General features: G+C 47.7%; 19 protein-coding genes. 17 read left to right on the forward strand and 2 right to left on the reverse strand.

Annotated elements, in window-relative coordinates; translation table 11 throughout:
* Positions 1-26 precede the first annotated feature (26 nt).
* From F8C67_RS10510 to F8C67_RS10550, 9 genes are all read left to right on the forward strand, one after another.
* Positions 27-407 carry a TraR/DksA family transcriptional regulator gene (locus F8C67_RS10510; RefSeq protein WP_151667803.1) on the forward strand — a complete coding sequence of 127 codons (381 nt, stop codon included), beginning with the start codon at positions 27-29 and terminating at the stop codon, positions 405-407.
* Between the two features lie 2 nt (positions 408-409).
* Positions 410-1024, forward strand: coding sequence for a lipoprotein signal peptidase (locus F8C67_RS10515; RefSeq protein ID WP_151667804.1), 615 nt, complete (start codon positions 410-412; stop codon positions 1022-1024).
* A gap of 45 nt (positions 1025-1069) precedes the next feature.
* Positions 1070-2734, forward strand: a complete 1665-nt coding sequence (locus tag F8C67_RS10520; RefSeq protein WP_151667805.1) for a M20/M25/M40 family metallo-hydrolase — start codon at positions 1070-1072, stop codon at positions 2732-2734.
* Position 2735: 1 nt separating this feature from the next.
* Positions 2736-3752 carry an NAD(P)H-dependent glycerol-3-phosphate dehydrogenase gene (locus F8C67_RS10525; protein WP_151667806.1) on the forward strand — a complete coding sequence of 339 codons (1017 nt, stop codon included), beginning with the start codon at positions 2736-2738 and terminating at the stop codon, positions 3750-3752.
* Position 3753: 1 nt separating this feature from the next.
* A complete protein-coding gene (locus F8C67_RS10530) occupies positions 3754-4311 on the forward strand; it encodes a GNAT family N-acetyltransferase (RefSeq protein WP_151667807.1) in 558 nt (185 codons plus the stop codon).
* Between the two features lie 73 nt (positions 4312-4384).
* Positions 4385-4582 carry a twin-arginine translocase TatA/TatE family subunit gene (tatA, locus tag F8C67_RS10535; RefSeq protein ID WP_151667808.1) on the forward strand — a complete coding sequence of 66 codons (198 nt, stop codon included), beginning with the start codon at positions 4385-4387 and terminating at the stop codon, positions 4580-4582.
* Between the two features lie 23 nt (positions 4583-4605).
* Positions 4606-6024: an Asp-tRNA(Asn)/Glu-tRNA(Gln) amidotransferase subunit GatA gene (gene gatA / locus F8C67_RS10540; protein ID WP_151667809.1), complete on the forward strand. Its 1419-nt coding sequence runs from the start codon at positions 4606-4608 to the stop codon at positions 6022-6024.
* 112 nt (positions 6025-6136) lie between these two features.
* Entirely contained in the window at positions 6137-7621 is a 1485-nt protein-coding gene (locus F8C67_RS10545) for a lytic transglycosylase domain-containing protein (protein WP_151667810.1), read from the forward strand.
* The gene (locus tag F8C67_RS10550) at positions 7621-8598 is read left to right on the forward strand and encodes a DUF4837 family protein (RefSeq protein WP_151667811.1); all 978 of its coding nucleotides are present in this window, start codon (positions 7621-7623) and stop codon (positions 8596-8598) included. The genes F8C67_RS10545 and F8C67_RS10550 overlap by 1 nt, the downstream gene beginning before the upstream one ends.
* Here F8C67_RS10550 and recO read toward each other — a convergent pair.
* Positions 8591-9307, reverse strand: a complete 717-nt coding sequence (gene recO / locus F8C67_RS10555; protein ID WP_151667812.1) for a DNA repair protein RecO — start codon at positions 9305-9307, stop codon at positions 8591-8593. The two genes, F8C67_RS10550 and recO, sit on opposite strands and share 8 nt — an antisense overlap.
* The gene (porZ, locus tag F8C67_RS10560) at positions 9304-11604 is read right to left on the reverse strand and encodes a type IX secretion system anionic LPS delivery protein PorZ (protein ID WP_151667813.1); all 2301 of its coding nucleotides are present in this window, start codon (positions 11602-11604) and stop codon (positions 9304-9306) included. Before porZ ends, recO begins: the two co-directional genes overlap by 4 nt.
* A 252-nt stretch (positions 11605-11856) precedes the next feature.
* Here porZ and F8C67_RS10565 point away from each other — a divergent pair, with 252 nt between their 5' ends.
* From F8C67_RS10565 to F8C67_RS10600, 8 genes are all read left to right on the forward strand, one after another.
* Positions 11857-13128: a PSP1 domain-containing protein gene (locus tag F8C67_RS10565; protein WP_317132320.1), complete on the forward strand. Its 1272-nt coding sequence runs from the start codon at positions 11857-11859 to the stop codon at positions 13126-13128.
* Positions 13115-13597, forward strand: a complete 483-nt coding sequence (locus F8C67_RS10570; RefSeq protein ID WP_170266432.1) for a gliding motility lipoprotein GldH — start codon at positions 13115-13117, stop codon at positions 13595-13597. The genes F8C67_RS10565 and F8C67_RS10570 overlap by 14 nt, the downstream gene beginning before the upstream one ends.
* A complete protein-coding gene (locus F8C67_RS10575) occupies positions 13597-15912 on the forward strand; it encodes a penicillin-binding protein 1A (protein ID WP_151667816.1) in 2316 nt (771 codons plus the stop codon). Before F8C67_RS10570 ends, F8C67_RS10575 begins: the two co-directional genes overlap by 1 nt.
* A 5-nt stretch (positions 15913-15917) precedes the next feature.
* Entirely contained in the window at positions 15918-16619 is a 702-nt protein-coding gene (locus tag F8C67_RS10580) for a CoA transferase subunit A (protein WP_151667817.1), read from the forward strand.
* A 19-nt stretch (positions 16620-16638) separates the two neighbouring features.
* Positions 16639-18081 (forward strand): ArnT family glycosyltransferase, encoded by a 1443-nt coding sequence (locus F8C67_RS10585; RefSeq protein WP_151667818.1) that lies wholly within the window; start codon positions 16639-16641, stop codon positions 18079-18081.
* Positions 18071-19030: a glycosyltransferase family 2 protein gene (locus F8C67_RS10590; RefSeq protein ID WP_151667819.1), complete on the forward strand. Its 960-nt coding sequence runs from the start codon at positions 18071-18073 to the stop codon at positions 19028-19030. Before F8C67_RS10585 ends, F8C67_RS10590 begins: the two co-directional genes overlap by 11 nt.
* A gap of 91 nt (positions 19031-19121) precedes the next feature.
* Entirely contained in the window at positions 19122-19784 is a 663-nt protein-coding gene (locus tag F8C67_RS10595) for a 3-oxoacid CoA-transferase subunit B (RefSeq protein WP_151667820.1), read from the forward strand.
* Between the two features lie 17 nt (positions 19785-19801).
* Positions 19802-21571, forward strand: a complete 1770-nt coding sequence (locus tag F8C67_RS10600; RefSeq protein WP_151667821.1) for an ArnT family glycosyltransferase — start codon at positions 19802-19804, stop codon at positions 21569-21571.
* The last annotated feature ends 1 nt before the right edge of the window (position 21572 follow it).

Raw genomic sequence — 21572 nt, forward strand, 5'->3', positions numbered from 1 at the left:
CACATTCCGTTTTTAAGAAACACATCATGAGTGACGAGCCTAAAGTAAGATACTCGGATAAAGAACTCGCTGATTTTAAAGCGATTATCCAAGAGAAAATCCACAAGGCCGAAGAAGACTTAATCATTCTTCGCGAGCAGTTCCAGAATGACCTCACCAATGGCACGGAGGACACCTCTCCGCAGTTCAAGTCGTTCGAGGAAGGTTCTGCTACAATGAGCAAAGAGACCGCATCACAGCTCGCTTCTCGTCAGGAGAAATTCATCCGCGACCTCAAGAATGCACTTATTCGCATTGAAAATAAAACCTACGGTATTTGTCGTGTAACGGGCAAGCTCATCTCCAAGGAGCGCCTTCGCTTGGTTCCACACGCAACGCTTAGCATCGAAGCGAAAAACCGTCAGTAATCTTGAAGAAACACCTTCTCATAGTGTTGGCCATCTTAGTGGTGGACCAAGTCGTTAAGATTTGGGTCAAGACCACAATGGGCTACAACCACTCCATTCAGGTAACCGATTGGTTCAACATTCATTACATCGAAAACCCAGGCATGGCTTTCGGATTAGAATGGGGTGGAAACATTGGAAAGATTGTATTGAGCAGCTTCCGATTGGTCGCTATCGTGGCCATCTTCATCTGGCTAAAGCGATCCGTTGAGAAGAACGCCTCCAAAGTTCAATTGATTTCTATCGCCCTCATTCTTGCTGGAGCTGCAGGAAATATGATTGATTCAGCCTTTTATGGGATGATCTTCGATTCGGGTTTAACGTACAATGCCGAAATTGAAAACTGGGTAGCTTACGGCGGCATTTCGCAGTTCGGTGCAGGATACTCCGGATTCCTTCAAGGAAACGTTGTGGATATGCTTTCCTTCCCACTTTTCTCAGGCACATTCCCCGATTGGATGCCTATTTGGGGCGGTGAAAGTTTCCGCTTCTTCCGACCAATTTTCAATATTGCAGATAGCGCCATCACGGTAGGCGTCATCCTTCTCATTTTCTTCAACCGCGGAAAGAAGTCATAGTGGCTCGTGAATCCTATCTTTGTTAGGATTTCAAATTTTCCACCCATGAAGAAGTGGCTTAGCTCCCTTTTACTTTTTGTAGGAATTACAGCCTTCGCCCAAAACGAGATTGACCTCGCACGAGCGGACATGGCCTTTCTCGCATCCGATGAACTCGAAGGTCGTGGTCCCGGCACACCCGGAATCGCCGAAGCACGTGATTATATACAAGAAGCCTTCGATTATTCGCTCGACTCTTCGTGGACTCAGTCGTTTCCTATCCCAGAGCCTATGGAGGCTCCAGCACACCAAAATGGTATTTCGATGTTCGTTCAAGAGCTTTACACGAACGGCGAAAAAGTTGGAGATAATCTTTGGGTTACCGTTGGCCCAGCGATGTCGGCATACCCGGTTCGCTATTCAAGCAACGGCGAAGCTCGAGGCAAACTCGTCAGAGTAGGATTCGGCATCACCTCTCCCGAAATGGAACACGACGATTACGACGGCGTGGAGGTGGAGGGCAAAATAGCCGTGATCGACATCTCATCTCCGGATGGTGTCCACCCACATTCGCAATATTTGAAATACCACGGCTTGGATTACCGGGTTGAAAACGCCGCTGCTCATGGTGCGGTAGGCGTGATATTCATCAAGGAGGACGAAACCTCTCAAGCGCCTCGAAAATCATTCAACTCAGCCTTGCCCGGCGGCATACCGGCCATTTATCTACCAGCGACTGAGAGTTACGAATACCTCGATAGCGAGTCCGAATTCAAAGTTGAAGTTGCGCTCATTCCAAAGTCTGTAGAAGGTCGGAATGTAGTTGGCTTACTCGACCGTGGAAAAGAACAAACACTCGTTATAGGAGCGCACTACGACCACCTTGGCTATGGTGGAGAAAACTCGTTGTACCGAGGCGAAAGAGCAATTCACAATGGGGCTGACGACAACGCCAGCGGCACAACCGGCCTTTTGCATTTGGTACGAATAGCCAATGATATCGCCCCAGATTTCAATCTCGTTTTTATCGCATTTTCGGGAGAAGAGAGAGGTCTCCTCGGTTCTGATTACTTCACAGAGCAACCGTATTTCGAGAGCTTAGACATTGTAGCCATGTTGAACATGGATATGATTGGCAGGTTGGACGAAGACAAGGCCATCCTTATTTCTGGAACGGGGACTGCCGTGGAATGGGACGCTATTATCGCCGAACAAAACACCTACGGCTTCGATGTAAAATCGAGCGCGGGTGGAACGGGAGCATCAGACCACACCTCCTTTTACCAGAAGGATATACCGGTGCTCCATTTCTTCACGGGAACGCATGAAGACTATCACAAGCCGAGTGATGATATCGATAAAATCAACTTTGAAGGGCTCGTGAATGTTGCGGATTACTTGGCCGACATTGCCAATGCAATTCCGGCAGACATCACCTTTCAGCGCACTGCCGAAGAATCGCAATCTACTCCACGTTTCAACGTCACATTGGGTATCATTCCAGATTATGTTTTCGGTGGTCCAGGGGTGAAGGTAGACGGTGTTACGGACGGAAAGCCTGCATCGAAAGCAGGCCTTGCAGCAGGCGACATCATCATGAAACTGGGTGAATACCCGACCACTGACATTTACGGATACATGAAGGCCTTGGGCGCTTTTCAGCCTGGGCAGACCACTACCGTGACGGTTAAGCGCGGAGAAGAGGAGCTCGAATACGAACTAACATTCTAGCATGGGAAAGAACAAAGAAGGCAAGGGAACGCATCTAAATATAGCCGTAGTTGGGGGAGGATCATGGGCCACAGCGCTCGTTAAAATCCTCTCGGAAACGAATGATTACGTGGGTTGGTGGATGCGCGATGAAGAGGCGGTGATGCACATCAAACGCTACCATCACAATCCAAAATACCTTACGGGTGTAGAGCTTCAGACAGAAAGAATAGATGTGACCACAGATTTAGATCACATCGTATCTGAAGCTGATTACATCATTTTCGCCGTTCCTAGCGCCTTTTTAAAACCTGCGTTAGAAGCACTCACAGTACCACTAGAAGACAAAGTGGTATTCTCGGCTATCAAGGGAATTGTACCCGATGAGAATGTCATTGTGGGAGAATTTTTCTTCAACAAGTACCGCGTTCCTATTGAGAACATTGGAGTAATCATGGGGCCTTGTCATGCCGAAGAGGTTGCCCTTGAACGCCTCAGCTACCTCACGTGTGCAAGCCAAACGGAAGAATACGCCTCAAACATGGCCAAGGCGCTGGCGTGCGATTTTATCAAGACCTCCACATCCGACGATATTTACGGAACCGAGTATGCCGCTGTTCTGAAAAACATCTACTCGCTTGCAGCGGGAATCTGTCATGGATTGGGCTACGGAGATAACTTCCAGGCCGTTTTGGTGAGCAATGCTACGCGAGAAATGAAGCGCTTCATCAAGAACGTTCACCCGATTAAGCGTGACATTACCGGCTCGGCCTACCTAGGCGACCTGTTGGTTACTGCCTACTCTCAGTTTAGCCGAAACCGGCTATTCGGTACTATGATTGGAAAGGGCTACACGGTGCGCTCGGCCATGTTGGAAATGAACATGGTTGCGGAGGGATACTACGCTACAAAGCTTATCAAAAGCGTGAAAAAGGACTTGGACATCAAGATGCCAATTTCCAATGCGGTGTACAAAATCCTCTACGAGGGTAAGAATCCGAAGAAGGTGATGGCGGCTTTGGCTGAGAAGTTCTCGTAACATGGAAATCCCACGCAAAACCACCGCTCGTCTCCTCCTGCGAAAACCCATTTTGGAGAAGGACACCGACTGGTTTTTCGAACTGCGTTCGCATGACGGATTCATGAAGTACATGGACCGGCCGTGTATGACCGAGCGAAGTGAATCTGTTGCGCATTTGAATACTATTCTCGACCGTGCCGAAAATGAAACGGGGATTCAGTGGATTGCGGAAGACAAAACCACGGGCGAGCAAGTAGGTTATGCTGGTATTTGGCGCTGGGATAAGAAGAACAAGACAGGCGAGCTAGGGTACGGTCTAGCCCCCACTCAAACAGGCAAAGGTTACATGCGGGAACTCATTGAAGCCTCTCTGGAATTCGGTTTTGAGGAAATGCAGCTTGAGCGCATTGAGGCCTGGATAAACCCACATAACACGGCAAGTTCTGCCGTGGTGGAACACTTCGGCTTTGTGAAAGAGGGCCACTTGCGCCATGTGACACACTTCGCAAACGAGTACCGCGACCTGCTGGTTTACGGTTTGTTACGCCAAGAATGGATGCAAAATTGGTCGAGGTAATTCCACAACCGAAACTGAGCACTCCCTGCCGCGCTTTTACTACCTTTGCCGCAACTAAATTTTAGGAGGAATCATGAACGAGACATTCCTTTTCATTCAGAAATTCGGCATTTGGGGATTTGTCCTCATCCTTGTTGTTGTACTTATCCTCTTTGGAGGTCGCAAAATTCCTGAGCTCATGCGCGGACTTGGCGGTGGTATCAAGGAATTCAAGGATGCCGTGAAGGAAGACGAGAAGTCGGACGCCAAGTCTGACAACAAAGAGAAATAAGCCTAATTCCAGACGCACACAGAATGGAGTATACGCGCTTGGCGGATTTGCAAGCCGAACTTAAAGCCGGAAAGGTGAAGATGATTGATGTCGTGAACGAGTTTCTCGAGCGCATCGATCAGCACACCGACCTCAATATTTTCCTAGAAGTTTTCGCCGGAGACGCTCGTCAGCGTGCCACCGTAATCGATGAAAAGATTCAACACGGCACCGCGGGTAAACTTGCCGGCCTTGTGGTTTCAATTAAAGACAACATGTGCTTTAAAGACCACAAGGTTTCTGCTGCTTCTAAGATTCTTGAAGGCTTTGAATCGCTTTTCACCGCCACTGCCGTAGAACGTCTCCTCGCCGAGGATGCCATCGTTATCGGAAGAACCAATTGCGACGAGTTTGCCATGGGTTCCTCCAACGAGAATTCGGCTTTCGGATCTGTGAAAAACCCACTCAACACATCGCTTTCCCCTGGTGGATCTAGCGGTGGAGCAGCCGCGTCTGTTGCCGCAAATCTCTGCCATATCGCGCTTGGTTCAGATACCGGCGGTTCCATTCGTCAGCCTGCCAGCTTTACCGGAGTAATCGGTCACAAGCCTACTTACGGCCGCGTTTCCCGCTACGGGCTAATTGCTTACGCTTCCTCTTTCGATCAAATTGGTCCGTTTGGCAAAAACATGGACGACATCGCTCGTGTCATGGAAGTAATGGGCGGCAAAGATGAGATGGACAGCACCTCGAGCTCTCGTCCGGCTGACGACCACGGCGACCTAGCCAAAGTCGAAGGGCCTTTGAAATTCGCATACTATGCCGATGTACTCGAGAGAGAGGGCTTAGATCCGGAGATTAAGGCACATATCGAGCAAAAAATCGAAGGCCTTCGCGCTGAAGGACACACAGTTGATGCCCTCGAGTTTCCATACCTCGACTCTCTAGTGCCGATTTACTACATCCTTACTACGGCTGAGGCTTCGTCTAACTTGGCGCGCTACGACGGCGTTCACTTCGGATATAGAAGTGAGAATGCAACCGACCTCGAGAGTACCTACAAAAAGTCTAGAACAGAAGGTTTCGGCGAAGAAGTAAAGCGTAGAATCATGCTTGGTACATTCGTACTTTCAAGCGGCTACTACGACGCTTACTACGGCAAAGCTCAAAAGGCGAGAAACCTCATTCGTCAAAAAACTGACGAAGTGCTAGCCGACTACGATGCGATTCTCCTTCCAACTTCCCCACACACAGCGTTTCCGCTCGAGCAAGAACTCTCGGATCCTACAGTGATGTACTTGGAAGACATCTTCACGGTTCAAGCCAACATCGCTGGAAATCCAGCAATTTCGGTTCCTACAGGCACTCACAGCAATGGCATGCCTTTCGGTATCCAATTGATGACTGGCAGATTTGAAGACGACAAGCTCCTTCGAATTGCCAAGATGTTGATTTCCGAATAGCAGTTTTCAGCCTGTTAATGTTCAGAACTATCCGACAACCAGTGCGTTGGAGGTAATATATCTTTGTACGTTCACAGTATACGTACCAACACAACCGTAACGTTGTTGAATCATGAAAGCCCACAATCCCCTCCTCATATTCACCGTGTTTTCCATGTCCTTCTCGGCATGGGCAGGGCCAGGTGATTCTACCGATGTTAGCACTACAGATACTCTGGCTAACGAAGAGTGGACGTTCGAAGACGATCCTTTTGCGGCGAGACTAGATAGCCTCATGAATTCTGTGCTTTTTGCATCGGAGACTTTCCCAGAACTAGAGCTAGATTCATCCCTCTACGCACTAGATTCCATTCCGCAATTCTCCGATAGCATAATGGAATTGCGCATGGCTGACCTGAATTCCAGAACACCATTCGACCTCGTTTACAATCAAGAAGTTCGCCGGTACATCGATCTATACGCGAACCGCAGAAGAGAACAAGTTTCAAGAATGCTTGGATTGGCCGAATACTACTTCCCGATGTTTGAGGAGACGTTGGATAAGTACGATATGCCTATCGAGTTGAAGTACTTGGCCATCGTTGAAAGCGCATTGAACCCTCAGGCTAGAAGTCGCGTTGGGGCGAAAGGCCTATGGCAGTTTATGTACGCCACCGGCCGCATGCAAGGCCTGCGCGTAAGCAGTTATGTGGATGAAAGAAGTGACCCGCATAAAAGCACGGAGGCCGCATGTGATTACCTGACAAAACTATATTCCATTTTTGGAGATTGGAACCTTGCCCTCGCTGCATACAACAGTGGACCGGGTAACGTGAATAAAGCAATCCGTCGTTCTGGCGGCAAGCGCGATTATTGGGAAATCCGACCTTGGTTGCCGCGCGAAACCGCAGGATATGTGCCTGCCTTCATCGCCGTGAATTACGTGATGAGCTATGCTCCGGAGCACGGTCTGTACCCTACCCCATCTATCCTTTCGTATTATGAAACCGATACAATTCGCGTGCGCCACAAGCTGAACTTCGACCAAATCAGCACAGTCACCGGAGTAGATAAAGAGGCCATCAGCATCTTGAACCCCAGCTACAAAACAGAGTTCATTCCAGAGATCTCTGGTCAGAATCACTACCTCGTTCTGCCGAGAGAAGCAATGGGTGTGTTCATTACAAACGAAGACAGTATTTACGCCATGGCTGCAGCGGAGTTCGAGAAGAAGGAAGCAGAAGAACCAGAGCATCAAGAAATGGACGAACGCCTCGTTCACCGCGTGAGAAGTGGCGAGTCGCTCGGGGTCATTGGTGAAAAGTACGGAGTGAGCGTTGGACAAATCAAGAGTTGGAATGGGTTGAGAGGAACGACGATTCGCGTAGGACAACGTCTCATCATCTATCCAAGAAGACTTCCTCAGCAAGAAACGAGAACCGCAACTACGACAACTAGCAATGGCGGAGTGCGCTATACCGTGAGAAGCGGCGATACGCTTTATGACATCGCGCGAAAATATCCTGGAGTTTCTGCCGACAATATCATGGAATGGAACAATATTCGCAGTGCATCTAGCTTAAGACCAGGTCAAACGCTAGTTATACACCCACAATAATGAGAAAGATATTTGCCCTCCTCGTTTCTGTAGTTCTCTTTTCAGCTTGTTCGTCCGACAAAGATCCGCGCGTCATTTTGCGCGACAGCAAAGGAACACACAACGAAATGATGCTCGTTATGGACGACGAGTTGTGGGAAGGGCAATTCGGAAGTCTCATTCGCGACAGACTAGCATCTCCAGTTGCAGGGCTACCTCAACCGGAACCTCGATTCCTTCTTTTCCAAGTTGACCACAAAGCCTTTGGTGACCTCTTCGAGACCTACAAGAGCATTGTCATGTTCCATGTGAATCCCGATACCACGGCCCAAATGTTCACTGTTCGAGATCAATGGGCCCAGCCTCAGCTCATTGTGAGCTTCGTGGCTCCAACCAAGCTTGAACTCGCTCAACTTTTCAACGAAAAGGAACCAGAATTGGCAGAGCTTTTCGAAAAACACGACATGTCGGTCTTACGCAGACGTGTTCGCAGAACTGCCAAGAATGCGCTACCTGAAGCGCTCAACGAATTGGGAATTGAATCCATGATTCTACCCGATAATCTCACACTTACACAGGATAAGCCCAACCTCAAGATCTTCTACGCAGTTAATGCACACACCAATCAGGCAATGTTCTTTTATACTCGCCCGATTGACGACAATGTGTCGCCAGGAGCCGATATCATTGCCGTTCGTGATTCCATCTTGAAACACAATTTCGAAGGCCCTTCTGAAGGCTCTTACCCAGGCACCGAAATGCGAATTCCGCCAAGCTTGACGACCACAACAATCGATGGGAATCTCGCATTCGAACTTCGTGGTCTATGGAGAACATACGGTGATTTTATGGGTGGTCCATTCCTCAGCTACTCTATTTACGATGAGGAAAATGGCGTTATCGTCACCGCTGATGCATTCATCTTCGGACCAGATAGTAAGAAGAATAAATTGATGATGGAGATGGAGGTTGTCCTCCGCTCAATCAAGCTCAAGTAAGGAGCGTTCGAATAATCTCAAGCGACTTTACCGTACCAAACGGCTCGTGGTGAATTCTCAAATACGAGAGTAATTCGCCTAGAAGCGTTTGCCTCATAACCTTATCCACCTTCTTGTGATGAATCAAGTCTACCAGCGCTGTGCTTTCACGTGCCGTAAGCCAATGGGAATGATTTGGGGCATCTGAAACGAAGTAGCCATCGAGCATATCGAACACATAATCTGTCTTATACGTTTCAATATGAGGGAAGCAGCCGAGGTGGCGCGAGAGCTTCAGCAGTAGTTCGTGGGCGGAAGTCCCCAGTTTGGCATCTTCATCATCCAATGCATATAGCCATTTGAGAAGGTCTTCAAAAAGCGCCTCTTCCGCATGTTCTTCGGTAATGACCTTTTGAACAACCTCTGATGCGAAAGTGCAAAGCGTCATCTTAATTGGGTCGGTGTGTAACGTCCGCCAATGTTCAATGGGATGAACCTCAGAGATGGTCTTGAGATTACCCTTACCACGAGCATTCACAACGATGTCGAGAACACTCATGGGCATGGTCATGGACGGTCGCATGGTACCGGCCTTCTTTGACCTTAAGCTGTGGACCATGAAAGGCGTTAATCCTACAGAGGGGGTGAAGGTTCGCATGACGTGGCCGTGGTCGCCATATTTCACAACGCCCAACACAATGGCTTGAACTTTCTGTTCTGAAGGGCTCATCCGTTACCGTTGACGAGTAGAATCTTCACGACAGCGGTGTTTTCCCCAAGATCGTCGGTTATGTACGCCAGGTAAACTCCGGTGGCTACCCGTCGACCGTCGAGATCGGTTCCCATCCATATAGCCTGACCGCCATTGGCGCGTGTCTCGAAGACAAGATTTCCCGAAACATCAGTGATCTTAACTTGGGCATCTGTGACCAATCCTCGGATAGCGATTGGGCCCTCATAACCTGGTCTTACAGGATTCGGATAAACCGAGATTTCGTCCATTTGGTCCAAACCGCCAGTAGCTGTTCCATTGAACGTAACTACCCCGAGGTCTGTTGCGATGTAAACTACGCCCGTTTCATCTTCTACTTCTACATCAACAATTCTGTTGCTTGGCAGAGGGGAGTTCTCTTTTGTGAAATGATAGATTTCATCAATTCCATCGTCGGAAGTGTAGAACAGGCCACCTGTTTCCGTGCCAAACCATTTGTTGTTAGCGCCGTCAACTTCAACGGCTAGAACCCCTTCTGATCCTAAGAGTCTTTGATACACTCCATCTTCAAGAATCAAAATTGATTGTGCATCGTAGTTTCTTCCGGGTTCGAATAGGTTGTTAGGGGCATAGTGGACCATCACACCTTCTCCGGTTCCAATCCAAATTTCTCCATCGCGATCTTCTTCAAAATCGTGGATGAACGAGCTCGATAAATCTCCGTTCCCCTGACCAGTGCTCAAGTGCTGAGTTGAAACTTGTCCGTTCTCAATCCGGACAGCGTAGATTCCGTCGTTTCTTCCTTGAATCCAAATGTCCCCGTTTTCGAGAACGCGAATGTTCTTCGCGCCTCGTCCGCTAAAAGTACCGATTGGCCAGGCCTGCCAGTTTCCGTCTCTGTCGTAGGACGTCAGCGTATTTGGTGCCTCGGAAGTAGTGACCCACAACACGCCGTCGGCATCGAAAACCATTCCTCCTGTGCGGAGGTCGTTCTGGTTGTTTCCTGTGTTCGTTAGCACACCGTTCGTGCTTGCAACATCCCAGGTTTCGAATAAAGTACCGTTTCGATACTCTAGGATACCCGTACCCATAGCTGCCACGAAGAAACGCGTCGGGTCCAATGGATCTTCCAGAACTTGGAGGACGTCGTGGGCTGTATCCGTGGCGCCCACTCCAAAGGTGGTCCACTTTTCATCATTTAATTGATAGAAACCTTGAAAATTGAATGTGGGGGCCCAAACACCGTTTACGTTTCCGGTTGAAATGTAAAGCCCCGTATTGCCGTCGTATACGGAATACACGTTATTAGATTCTGGTGATAGCGGCTTGGCTCGTTGTACGAAGTTGGGGTTGTCTACGAAAATCAATCCTTGGTTGTTGTCGCCGATAAACCAATTCTCGTTGGCACCTATTTCGAAACATCGCGGACTAAATCCTGCATTTCCACCAAACCCTCCGGTTACAATATCTTCGATTGCTCCGTTGTCGCCACGAATTTCTGAGGAGAAGGCAAAGCAGACATGCAGCTTATCGCCTTTGGCTTGAAGGAATTGAATCTCACCAAGGCTTGGATCCGGAGCATTGATCCAACCAAGTCCCGGAGAATGCATGAGTAGTGAATCTTGTTGAACAAATCTCACCCCCGTAAAGAGGACGTTATTCACAATGTCAACCATGCCGCTAAGAGGCTCTTGAATTCTCTCGTCTTTGCTCCAGCTTTCATAAAAGAAAAGAGGATCGTTCACGGAGGCTCTGTACAGGCCATCTTCAGTAGCAGCATAAACGGAATCGAAACCATCGTGAAACACAAGGTCGAAAACTTCTAATTCGGTATTGTTGTCGCCGAGGATCCAGGTGTCTAGGATAATTTCTCGTTCAATATCCAATTCAACAACGCCAAATCCGGTAGCTAGATAGGCGATTCCGTCTCGGATATATATTTCGTTGATTCGTTTCAACCCAGCATATTTACTAGCATCAAAGATGTCTGAAACATTGATGATTCTATCGCCATCGAGTATGTCGATGTTCGCGTTTGCATAACCCACCACTACTCGTCCAGATACAGGATCTCTTTCGATACTTGCTACATCAACATCGTTTAATCCATTGGCTTTAGAGAACTTAGCCACCTCTCGATCGGGATAATCAAAGGTGTACATGGCTCGACCCGCAGCACATAGATAAACCTCATTGGGGAGACGAACGATATCGTTGACACGGTTGTACGAATACAAGTCGCCCCATGCTCCAATTTGCTGGGCAAAAAGCGAGCACGATGCCAAGATAAAAGCTGTGAGTAGTTGGTTACGCATACTTGCAAATTACGCTAATGAAAAGCAATTCTGTTCCGCGCAGATTCGTTCGTTATCTTTGCGCTTAAACCCCGAACGGGGAAGCCCCTAAAAAGTTGTTACATTTAGGGGAATAACCCGGAAAATCACATCGACAAAATGGGATGTAGCACATGCAGTAGTGGTGGCGGTCTTCCCAAAGGATGCCGGGGGAATGGATCGTGTGGAACAAGTGGATGCGACACACTCACCGTTTTTGATTGGCTTTCGGACATGGAACAACCAGCCGGACAAAAGCCATTCGAATGGGTAGAGGTTCGCTTTAAGAACGGCCGAAAGGAGTTCTATAAAAATGTAGACGAGCTATCCCTTCACATGGGAGACATGATAGCCGTTGAGGCCCAGCCAGGCCACGATGTCGGACAAGTATCTCTCACCGGGGAACTCGTCAGGCTTCAAATGCGAAAGAAGCGCTTTCGTCAACACCCCGATCAATTCCTCAAGGTTTACCGAAAGGCCAACCAGAAAGACCTCGACCTTTGGACAAAAGGTCGCGAAAGAGAGAATGAAACCATGCTCAAGGCTCGCGAAATTGCGCAACGCCTTGAACTGGTCATGAAAATAAGCGACGTAGAATTTCAAGGAGACAACTCCAAAGCGACCTTCTACTACACCGCTGACGATCGCGTAGACTTCCGCCAACTCATCCGTGAGCTAGCGAGCATGTTCCGCGTTCGTATCGAAATGCGTCAAATCGGTGCGCGTCAAGAAGCAAGTCGCCTGGGTGGCATTGGTTCATGCGGACGTGAACTGTGCTGTTCGACTTGGCTCACAGACTTTCGAAGTGTGAACACCTCGGCAGCACGCTATCAGCAGTTATCCCTCAACCCCACGAAACTCGCAGGCCAGTGTGGAAAATTGAAGTGCTGTTTGAATTACGAGCTCGACTCTTACGTTGAAGCACTGAAAGAGTTTCCTGAGACCAACAAGCGACTGAAAACCCAGCGCGGCGACGCAGCATACATGAAGATGGACATCTTCCAGGGTAAAATGTGGTATGCTTATGTGGATGAGGCGATGACCTGGGTTGCGCTAGACACCAGCGCTGTAAAAGAGATCTTAGAGATGAACGCCAAAGGCGAAAAGCCCGCTTCACTCGAAGAACTCATGGCTGAGGTTGAGGTAGCTGAACCGGATTTCGATAATGTAGTTGGTCAAGATGACATCAACCGTTTCGATCGACCGCAACGCAGCCGCAACAAGCGTCGCAAACCGAGAGGCAATTCTCAGCAGGGAGGCACAGGTCAGCCAGCACAGAACAAACAAAATGCTGCGCCTGAAGCAAAAGAAAATCAAAAGCCGAAACGTTCCAACAACAGGAATAAGCCTAAAGGACCACGTCAGAAGCAAGGCGGCCAACAAGCATCTGCAGAGAACAAAGGCAATGCCCCGAAGGCACAAGGCAACAGCAACAATCGAAACAAGAAGAGAAGACGTCCGAATCGCAACCGATCCGGTAATCAAAAGCCAAATGATCAAGCGTAAACTCCTCATACCCCTTGCCCTTTTGGGAATAGCGATTTCATCGTGCGACAATGGTGCGATCTACGACGAGTTTCACCATGTTTCGAATGCGTCATGGCATAAAGACAGCGTGGTGACCTTCGAAGTTGTGATTGACGATACCACCGCGGAGTACGGAATAGTACTTCAATTGAGGCATAATACGGAGTATCCTTATCAGAACCTTTGGCTTTCTCGGGAGATTCTATTCAATGGCGAATCGATGCATGCCGACAGAATCAATTACCAGTTGGCACAACCCGATGGGAAATGGTTAGGCGATGGATTCGGCGCGTTGAAAACGGTGGAAGCTCCCTACAATCGAAATAAGCTCCGATTCCCTCAAAGAGGAACTTACCAATTTCGAATAGAGCAGCGCATGCGCGAAGAAGTTCTCACGGGAATTGAAGATATTGGCTTGCGAATTCTCCCTCTCAAAGAAAACGACTAATGGCTGAAAAGAAAGCAAAAAAGGACGATTTCAGGAAGTACGTCAAATGGCTTTGGATCCTCTTCCTGTCGCCAGCACTCGCACTTTTCCTTTGTGTGCTCTTGGCACGCGTTGGAGCCTTTGGACCACTTCCCTCTACAGAGGAAATTGCGAACCCGAAAAGCTTCTTGGCATCGCAAATCATCTCAAACGACAATGAGATTCTAGGCACCTTCTTCGAGGAGAATCGCATCCATTCCGAATACGAAAACCTTCCTCCTCACCTGGTAAATGCCCTTATTGCAACAGAAGACGAGCGATTTAGAGAACACAGTGGTATCGACTTCAGGGCTCTTGCTCGTGCCGTGGCTAAAATGGGACGAAATGGTGGGGGTTCTACCCTTACGCAACAGCTTGCAAAGCAGCTTTTCTCAGACAACTTCGACAACGTAACCCTCGTGGAGCGAATTGGTCAGAAGTTTAAAGAATGGGTGATTTCAACTCGCCTTGAGGAACGCTACACCAAAGACGAAATCATTGTCTTGTACCTCAATCAGTTCGACTTTCTTTACGATGCGGTAGGTATCAACTCCGCCGCTCAAACCTACTTCAACTGTTCGCCCGACAGCCTCAAGATTCATCAAGCGGCCATGCTTGTTGGCATGGTGAAAAACCCTGCGCTTTACAATCCCATTCGCCGCGAAGAGCTTACCATCAACCGCAGAAATACGGTCTTTGGTCAAATGGTGCGCAATGGATTCTTGTCACAAGAGGATGCAGATTCGCTTTCTCAGCTTCCGTTGGACCTGAATTTCAATCGCTCCTCACATACCCGCGGGCCAGCCCCGTATTTCCGAGAACATGTACGAAGCTACATGAAAGATTGGGTGGAAACGCACAGAAAGCCGAACGGTGACAAGTACAATATCTACACAGATGGGTTGAAAATCTACACCACGATAGACAGCCGTATGCAGGCCTATGCCGAAGCCTCTGTAACCGAGCACTTATCGAACCTACAGCGCGTATTCGTGAAGGTGGATGGCGACAGATCTACCTTCCCATTCTACTTCCAGAACAATTCAACAAGTCAGATTGAAAACATCCTAGCATCGGCATGGCATCAAACGCCAAAATACAAGTCGATGAAGAAAAATGGCGTTTCGGACGACAGTATCAATCTCGTGTATACCACACCCGTTGAAATGGAGGTATTCTCTTGGGACGGACCACTGGATACGATTATGTCGCCAAAGGATTCAATCCGATACATGAAGAGCATCTACCAGGTAGGCATGATGTCGATTGAACCGCAAACTGGCTTTATCAAAGTATGGGTTGGCGGTGTGGATTATCGCTACTTCAAGTACGACCACGTTCAGCAGGGTCGTCGCCAGGTAGGCTCAACGTTTAAGCCGTTCGTATACGCTACAGCGATTGAACAAAAGCACTATTCGCCATGCATGCAGGTACCAAACGTGCTCACCTGTATAGAGGCGGGCCAGTATGGTTTGATGGACGATTGGTGTCCGAAAAACTCCGGTGATGAATATGGTGGCGTTGTGACCTTGAAGGAAGGACTGGCGCATTCCATGAACACGATCACCACGTATTTGATGAAACAGACAGGACCAGTTCCGGTGATTCGCTTGGCAAGGAGAATGGGCATCGAAGCTGAAATTCCGGAAGCGCCTTCAATTGCCCTTGGAACGGTTGATTTGAGCGTGTACGAGATGGTTGGAAGCTACACGACCTTCGCCAATAAAGGTCGATACTCTGAGCCCATCTTCATCACGCGTATTGAAGATAAGAACGGTGTGGTTCTGCAAGAATTCTTGCCTCGTCAGGAGCGCGTGATGAGTGAGGAAGACGCATATACGATTGTCAATTTGATGACAGGCGTTGCACAGGCAGGAACTGGAATTCGCTTGAAGATTAATGGAAACGAGAACACCTATCGCAACGGAGTGGTGACGGGTTTCCCATACCGTTTCACGAATGAGATTGCGGGTAAAACGGGAACAACACAAAACCAGAGTGATGGATGGTTTATGGGCATGGTGCCGAACCTCATTACGGGAGTTTGGACGGGCTGTGAAGACCGTTCGGCACACTTTAGTGGTGTGTATTATGGTCAGGGTGCAACAACCGCCCTACCAATTTGGGCCAACTTCATGAGAAGGTGTTATAACGATACGGAATTGAATGTGAGCAGGGAGGACTTTGCGAAACCAGACTATCCGATGACCATACAATTAGACTGCGACCAATATCGAAGAGATCAAAACCCTGGCTTTGGCGGGGGCGATTCCGATCCCGACGATCAATTTAACTGATACCCATGATTCGTAAAGTAGTTGCAAACGCAGAGGAAGCGATCGCTGGAATTGGCGATGACATGACCGTTATGTTTGGTGGCTTTGGACTTTGTGGCATTCCGGAGAAGGCGATTGACGCCATTCAGAAAACCGGTGTGAAGGGACTTACCTGTATATCTAACAATGCGGGGGTTGACGACTTTGGCTTGGGCTTGCTTCTTCAGACTCGTCAGATTAAGAAGATGATTTCCTCTTATGTTGGGGAAAACGACGAATTCGAACGTCAGATGTTGAGTGGTGAACTCGAGGTGGAATTGATTCCCCAAGGAACCTTGGCAGAGCGTTGTAGAGCGGCTGGCGCGGGTATTCCTGCATTCTTCACTCCAGCGGGCTTTGGAACGGAAGTGGCGGAAGGAAAAGAGGTTCGCGAATTCAATGGTAAGCCACACATATTGGAGCATGCCTTTGAAGCGGAATTTGCATTTGTGAAAGCATGGAAGGGCGACGAGGCTGGAAACCTGATCTTTAAGGGAACGGCAAGAAACTTCAATCCGATGATGGCGATGGCTGGAAAAATCACGGTTGCAGAAGTAGAAGAGCTCGTTCCTGCTGGTCAGCTTGATCCAAATGAGATTCACACCCCTGGAATCTTTGTGCAGCGCATCTTCGAAGGAAAGAACTACGAGAAGAGAATTGAGCAGAGGACGGTTCGTCCAAAGCAATAATTTCAACTGAAGGTCACCAATGCTCTCTCGGCTCCCAAAAAAGCTTTGGCTCGCGCTTCTCGCGGTGCCGATATTCCTTTTTCTTGGAAAACTACCTTTCCAAAAATGGGATGAAGGACGTATCGCTATCAACACCTATGAAATGGTGGAAAGTGGTGATTTACTAGGAGTTACTTTCGGCGGAAACCCTGAGTTTTGGAATACTAAGCCAGGATTGCTTCACTGGGCGCAATATGGTTCCGTCTATGTTTTTGGCTTTAATGAGTTTGGAATTCGCTTTCCCTCTGCAATGGCAGGGTTACTTACTTGCATAGTGATATTTACCTTCTTGCAAACTGAGCTCAAAAATCATTGGATCGCCATAATATCTGCATTCATTTTGGTCGGTTTTTCAGGGTTTATAGGGATCCATTCGGCGAGAACGTGTGAATATGATGCATTACTTTCCCTTTTCACCACTTTAGCCGCGATAAGCTTCTATAGGGCGGTAGAGTACTCGAACAGGTACCTCTACCTGTTTTTCCTATTCATCTCTTTGGCCGCTTTGACAAAAGGAATTGCAAGTCTCATGTTCTTACCTCCCTTTTTGTTATTCGCACTATTCAGAAAAAAGGTCGTTGAGATTCTGACGTCCAAGTCGCTTTATTTGGGCTTGTTTGGTTTTCTTCTGCTTGTTGGATCGTACTATTTAGGGCGAGAACACGTACAACCGGGATACTTAAATGCGGTCTATCAAAATGAACTTGGAGGTCGATTTGGTGAAACCATCGAGGATCATCAAGGAAGCTTTTTCTTCTATTTTGTCACGTTGAAAAACTCAATTCCTTTCGTTAGTCTATTCGTTCTACCTATTGGAATCATATTGGGTCTAAAATCAAAGGACGAACGGGTCAAGACTGTATCTCTTTTCAGCACAGTCCTTTTCTTTTCGTTCACCTTTATTCTGGGGTTAGCAGGTACTAAGCTCGACTGGTATTTCACTCCTGTTTATCCTTTTGTAGCCATTCTGGTTTCTATAGGAATCAAGGAGGCATATGCCTTCTTAGCTCTCAGAACAGATCCTCGAACAATCAGATTTAGAATAGCACGAGTTGTCTTTTTGGTAATTCTGTGTGTCATCCCTTATATACAAGCAATTGACAGAGCAGTATCTCCAAAATATTCTCATCAATCCTATGGAATAGGAGATTACTTGAGCAATGCACTTCATGAAGAGTCGGCTCCCATGAGCTTTGATGTCCTTTGGGACGGGTATGATGCGCAGCATAGAATCTATGTGATGTTGCTACAAGACCAAGGACATACTATAGGAATAGCCTCTCCGAAAGACATTCAATTAAATGAGCGATATATGGTTAGCCAGAAGCATCTGCACGAGTATATCACACAGCACTACACCTTCCAAAAAGAAGAAATCGACAAATACGTAACCATCTATACTCTTGAATCATATGTCGAATAGCGCCTACATAGAACTATCGGTTGTGGTTCCTGTATTTAACGAAGAGCAAAACTTATCCAACCTTCATCATAGATTGAAAGTTGTGTGCGAAAGTATCTCGTCATCATATGAAATAATATTTGTTGATGATGGGAGCAGCGATGCTACCTTACTTGGTCTTCAGCAAATCACAGATGAAAAGGCTTTTTTTCTTCAATTAAGTCGAAATTTTGGTCACCAAATAGCCGTAAGCGCTGGCTTGGAATACACGCGAGGTGAAGCGGTCATAATTATTGACGGTGACCTGCAAGACCCTCCAGAGCTCATTCCAGCATTGTATGCTAAATTCAAAGAAGGATACAATGTTGTCTACGCTAAACGTAACAAGCGGAAAGGTGAAAGCCCCTTCAAATTGATTACTGCTAAAGCATTCTATAGGTTCTTAAATCACCTTACCTCCGTAGAAATACCGTTAGATACAGGCGACTTCCGTCTCATTGATCGTCGAGTGGTAGAATACCTCTCTCAAATGCCAGAACACAACAAATTTCTGAGGGGGCAAATTGCTTGGTTGGGAATGAGGCAAACAGAAGTGTTGTACGACAGAGATGCGCGTGAACACGGCACAACCGGTTATTCCTTCAAGAAGATGCTCAACTTAGCGGTAACTGGAATAACAGGCTTTTCAGATCAGCCTCTAAAGCTCGTTACTAGGCTGGGGTTATCCATTAGCGTATTGTCTTTTGGTTTGATTCTTTATGCCCTCTACTCGCACTTCATACTTGATGAAACCATCACAGGATGGACATCACTCATCTTCGCCATTTCGTTCTTTGGCGGAATCCAGCTCATCTCTTTGGGGATAATCGGGGAGTATTTGTCTCGTATTCATCAAAACGTACAGGGTAGGCCGTTGTACATCGTTCAAAACTCGAATCACCCAAAGCATCAACAGCAGATAATCAGATAAGCTCGAAAGGATGAAAGCAGGTAATCACGCTTAATCGTCACCGCTACATCGCCTAATTTTAGTACTTTTCACCTCTTTCAAAACACTCACTATGGCCCTCGATAAAAACGGAATCGCAAAGCGTATTGCCAAGGAAATGAAAGACGGTTGGTATGTAAACCTGGGTATCGGAATCCCAACCTTGGTTGCCAATCATATTCCGGAGGGCATTTCTGTTGAGTTTCAAAGTGAAAACGGCATCCTCGGCATGGGTCCATTCCCTTTCGAAGGTGAAGAGGACGCCGATCTCATCAATGCCGGAAAGCAAACCATAACCGCACTACCAGGAGCAACGTATTTTGATTCCGCAACAAGCTTCGGAATGATTCGAGGTCAGCATGTGCAAATGACCGTACTCGGAGCAATGGAAGTGGCTGACAATGGCGACATCGCCAATTGGAAGATTCCAGGAAAAATGGTGAAGGGCATGGGTGGCGCTATGGACCTTGTCGCATCTGCTGAGAATATCATTGTTGCCATGATGCATACCAATCGTGCTGGCCAAAGTAAACTCTTAAAAGAGTGCACATTGCCAATTACGGGTGTACAGTGTGTAAAGAAAGTGGTTACCGATTTAGCCGTTCTTGAAATTGATCCGGAAGGCCGCGGCTTCATCCTCGTTGAAAGAGCACCAGGAGTTTCTGTGGAAGAAATTCAGGCAGCCACGGAAGGTCGATTGATTGTAGATGGTGAAGTTCCTGAAATGAAGCTTTAGTCGAACTTGCCATCATCTTGAAAGCCCGCAAAAGCAAAATAGCCCTCCTCATCTGCTTCCTCTTATTGATTTTTGGGAAGAGCATGTTTACGGGCCATTGGACTTTCGGCGGTTCGATTGCCTGGGATGTTTTCGGGTACTACCTGTACCTGCCCGCCACCTTCATTCAAGGCGACCCTCTCCTTACTGACCCTACATGGCTGAACGCCCTTATGGCGGAATACGAGCCCTCCTCTACACTCTATCAAGTTTGGAACGTCCAAGAAGGATCTCGCCTCATCAAGTATCCCATGGGCATGGCAATCCTCTATTTGCCTTCCTTCATAATAGGACACGGCATTGCGCTTTTGACCGACGCCCCTGCAGATGGAATGTCATGGCCCTACCAATGGTCACTCGTGGTTGGCAGCTTCATGTATCTGCTTATCGGACTTCATTTTACTCGAAAAATACTCCTCAAGTTATTCTCTGATAAAACGACTGCGCTCACCCTTCTCATTCTCGTGCTAGGGACAAACTTCTTGCAAATAAGCACCAATAATTCGCTCACCGCTCACCCGCTTCAGTTCGCCCTGTATGCCGCTTTTATGTGGTATGTTATCCGCTGGTATGAAACGAAAAAGCTGAAGCATTACAACACATTCACAGTGATTTGGGGTGTCGCTCTTCTTGCTCGTCCAAGCGCCTTCGTATTGCTCCCAATTGCGGTATTCTGGGGGTGCGACTCATGGTCGGCCATTAGAGACCGGTGGCGATGGTGGGTTATCGACAACCGAAGGTTGATTCTCCGAGCTGTGGTGATTATGCTGATGATCGCCTCGCCACAAATGGTTTACTGGTTCTTCGCCACGGGGTCGCCGATTTATTACAGCTACCCGAATGATGGCTTTGATTTCCTCACGCCTTACATCGACGAAGTACTATTCTCCTACCGAAAAGGATGGTGGATTTATACGCCGTTGATGCTTTTGAGCCTTATTGGACTCATTCCGCTCGTCCGCAAAAACCCCAAGGCAGGATGGCCGCTCGCCCTATTCTGGCTTTTCAACCTTTACATTGTTGGGAGCTGGAATACGTGGTGGTATGGTGGAAGTTTCGGACATCGAGCATTCATCGATGCTTATCCGATTTATGCGGTATCCATAGCGGCCGTTTTGAGCTGGGTTTCCACTAAATCGCTCTTGCCAAAAGCCGTACTTACCGTCTTCATCCTTGGATGCATAAGCCTCAACTTGTTTCAAAGTTGGCAGATGAACCATTGGATATTATCGGACACCTACATGACTGAAAAGTACTACTGGAAGGTCTTTGGTAAAACTTCGGTGACAAAGGAAGACCGGATGTACATGGGAATAACCAGAGGTCCGAGTACGACCTTTGATAAGACACTTCCTTACGAACTCATCATCGACACCACCATAACCGACCTGTATATAACGGATCTCCACAGATGGGGACCCGGTTCATTTGAATTTGGGGACGAAATGCGAAACATCAGTTTAGCGGAACATACGTGGTGGGAGATCGATGTACACACGAGTCAACCGCTAAGCGACAAAGTATGGCTACGCGTTCAAACCAATCATGGGAATAAACGGATAAAGAGTAAGGAGCTTCTTCTTGAATCCGATTCGAATTATACTTCATCTGTACACTACGAATATCTCACGCCGATTTTGAAGGACGAGCGTGACATAACCAAGCTGTTCATTTCGTCTGAAGGAATGAGCGAAATCAATATCGATTCACTTCGAGTGAAGGTCTTCGAACCTACTTGGTACGATTGAA

The sequence above is a fragment of the Phaeocystidibacter luteus genome (genome assembly GCF_008933115.1).
GTDB classification, from domain to species: Bacteria; Bacteroidota; Bacteroidia; order Flavobacteriales; family Schleiferiaceae; genus Phaeocystidibacter; species Phaeocystidibacter luteus.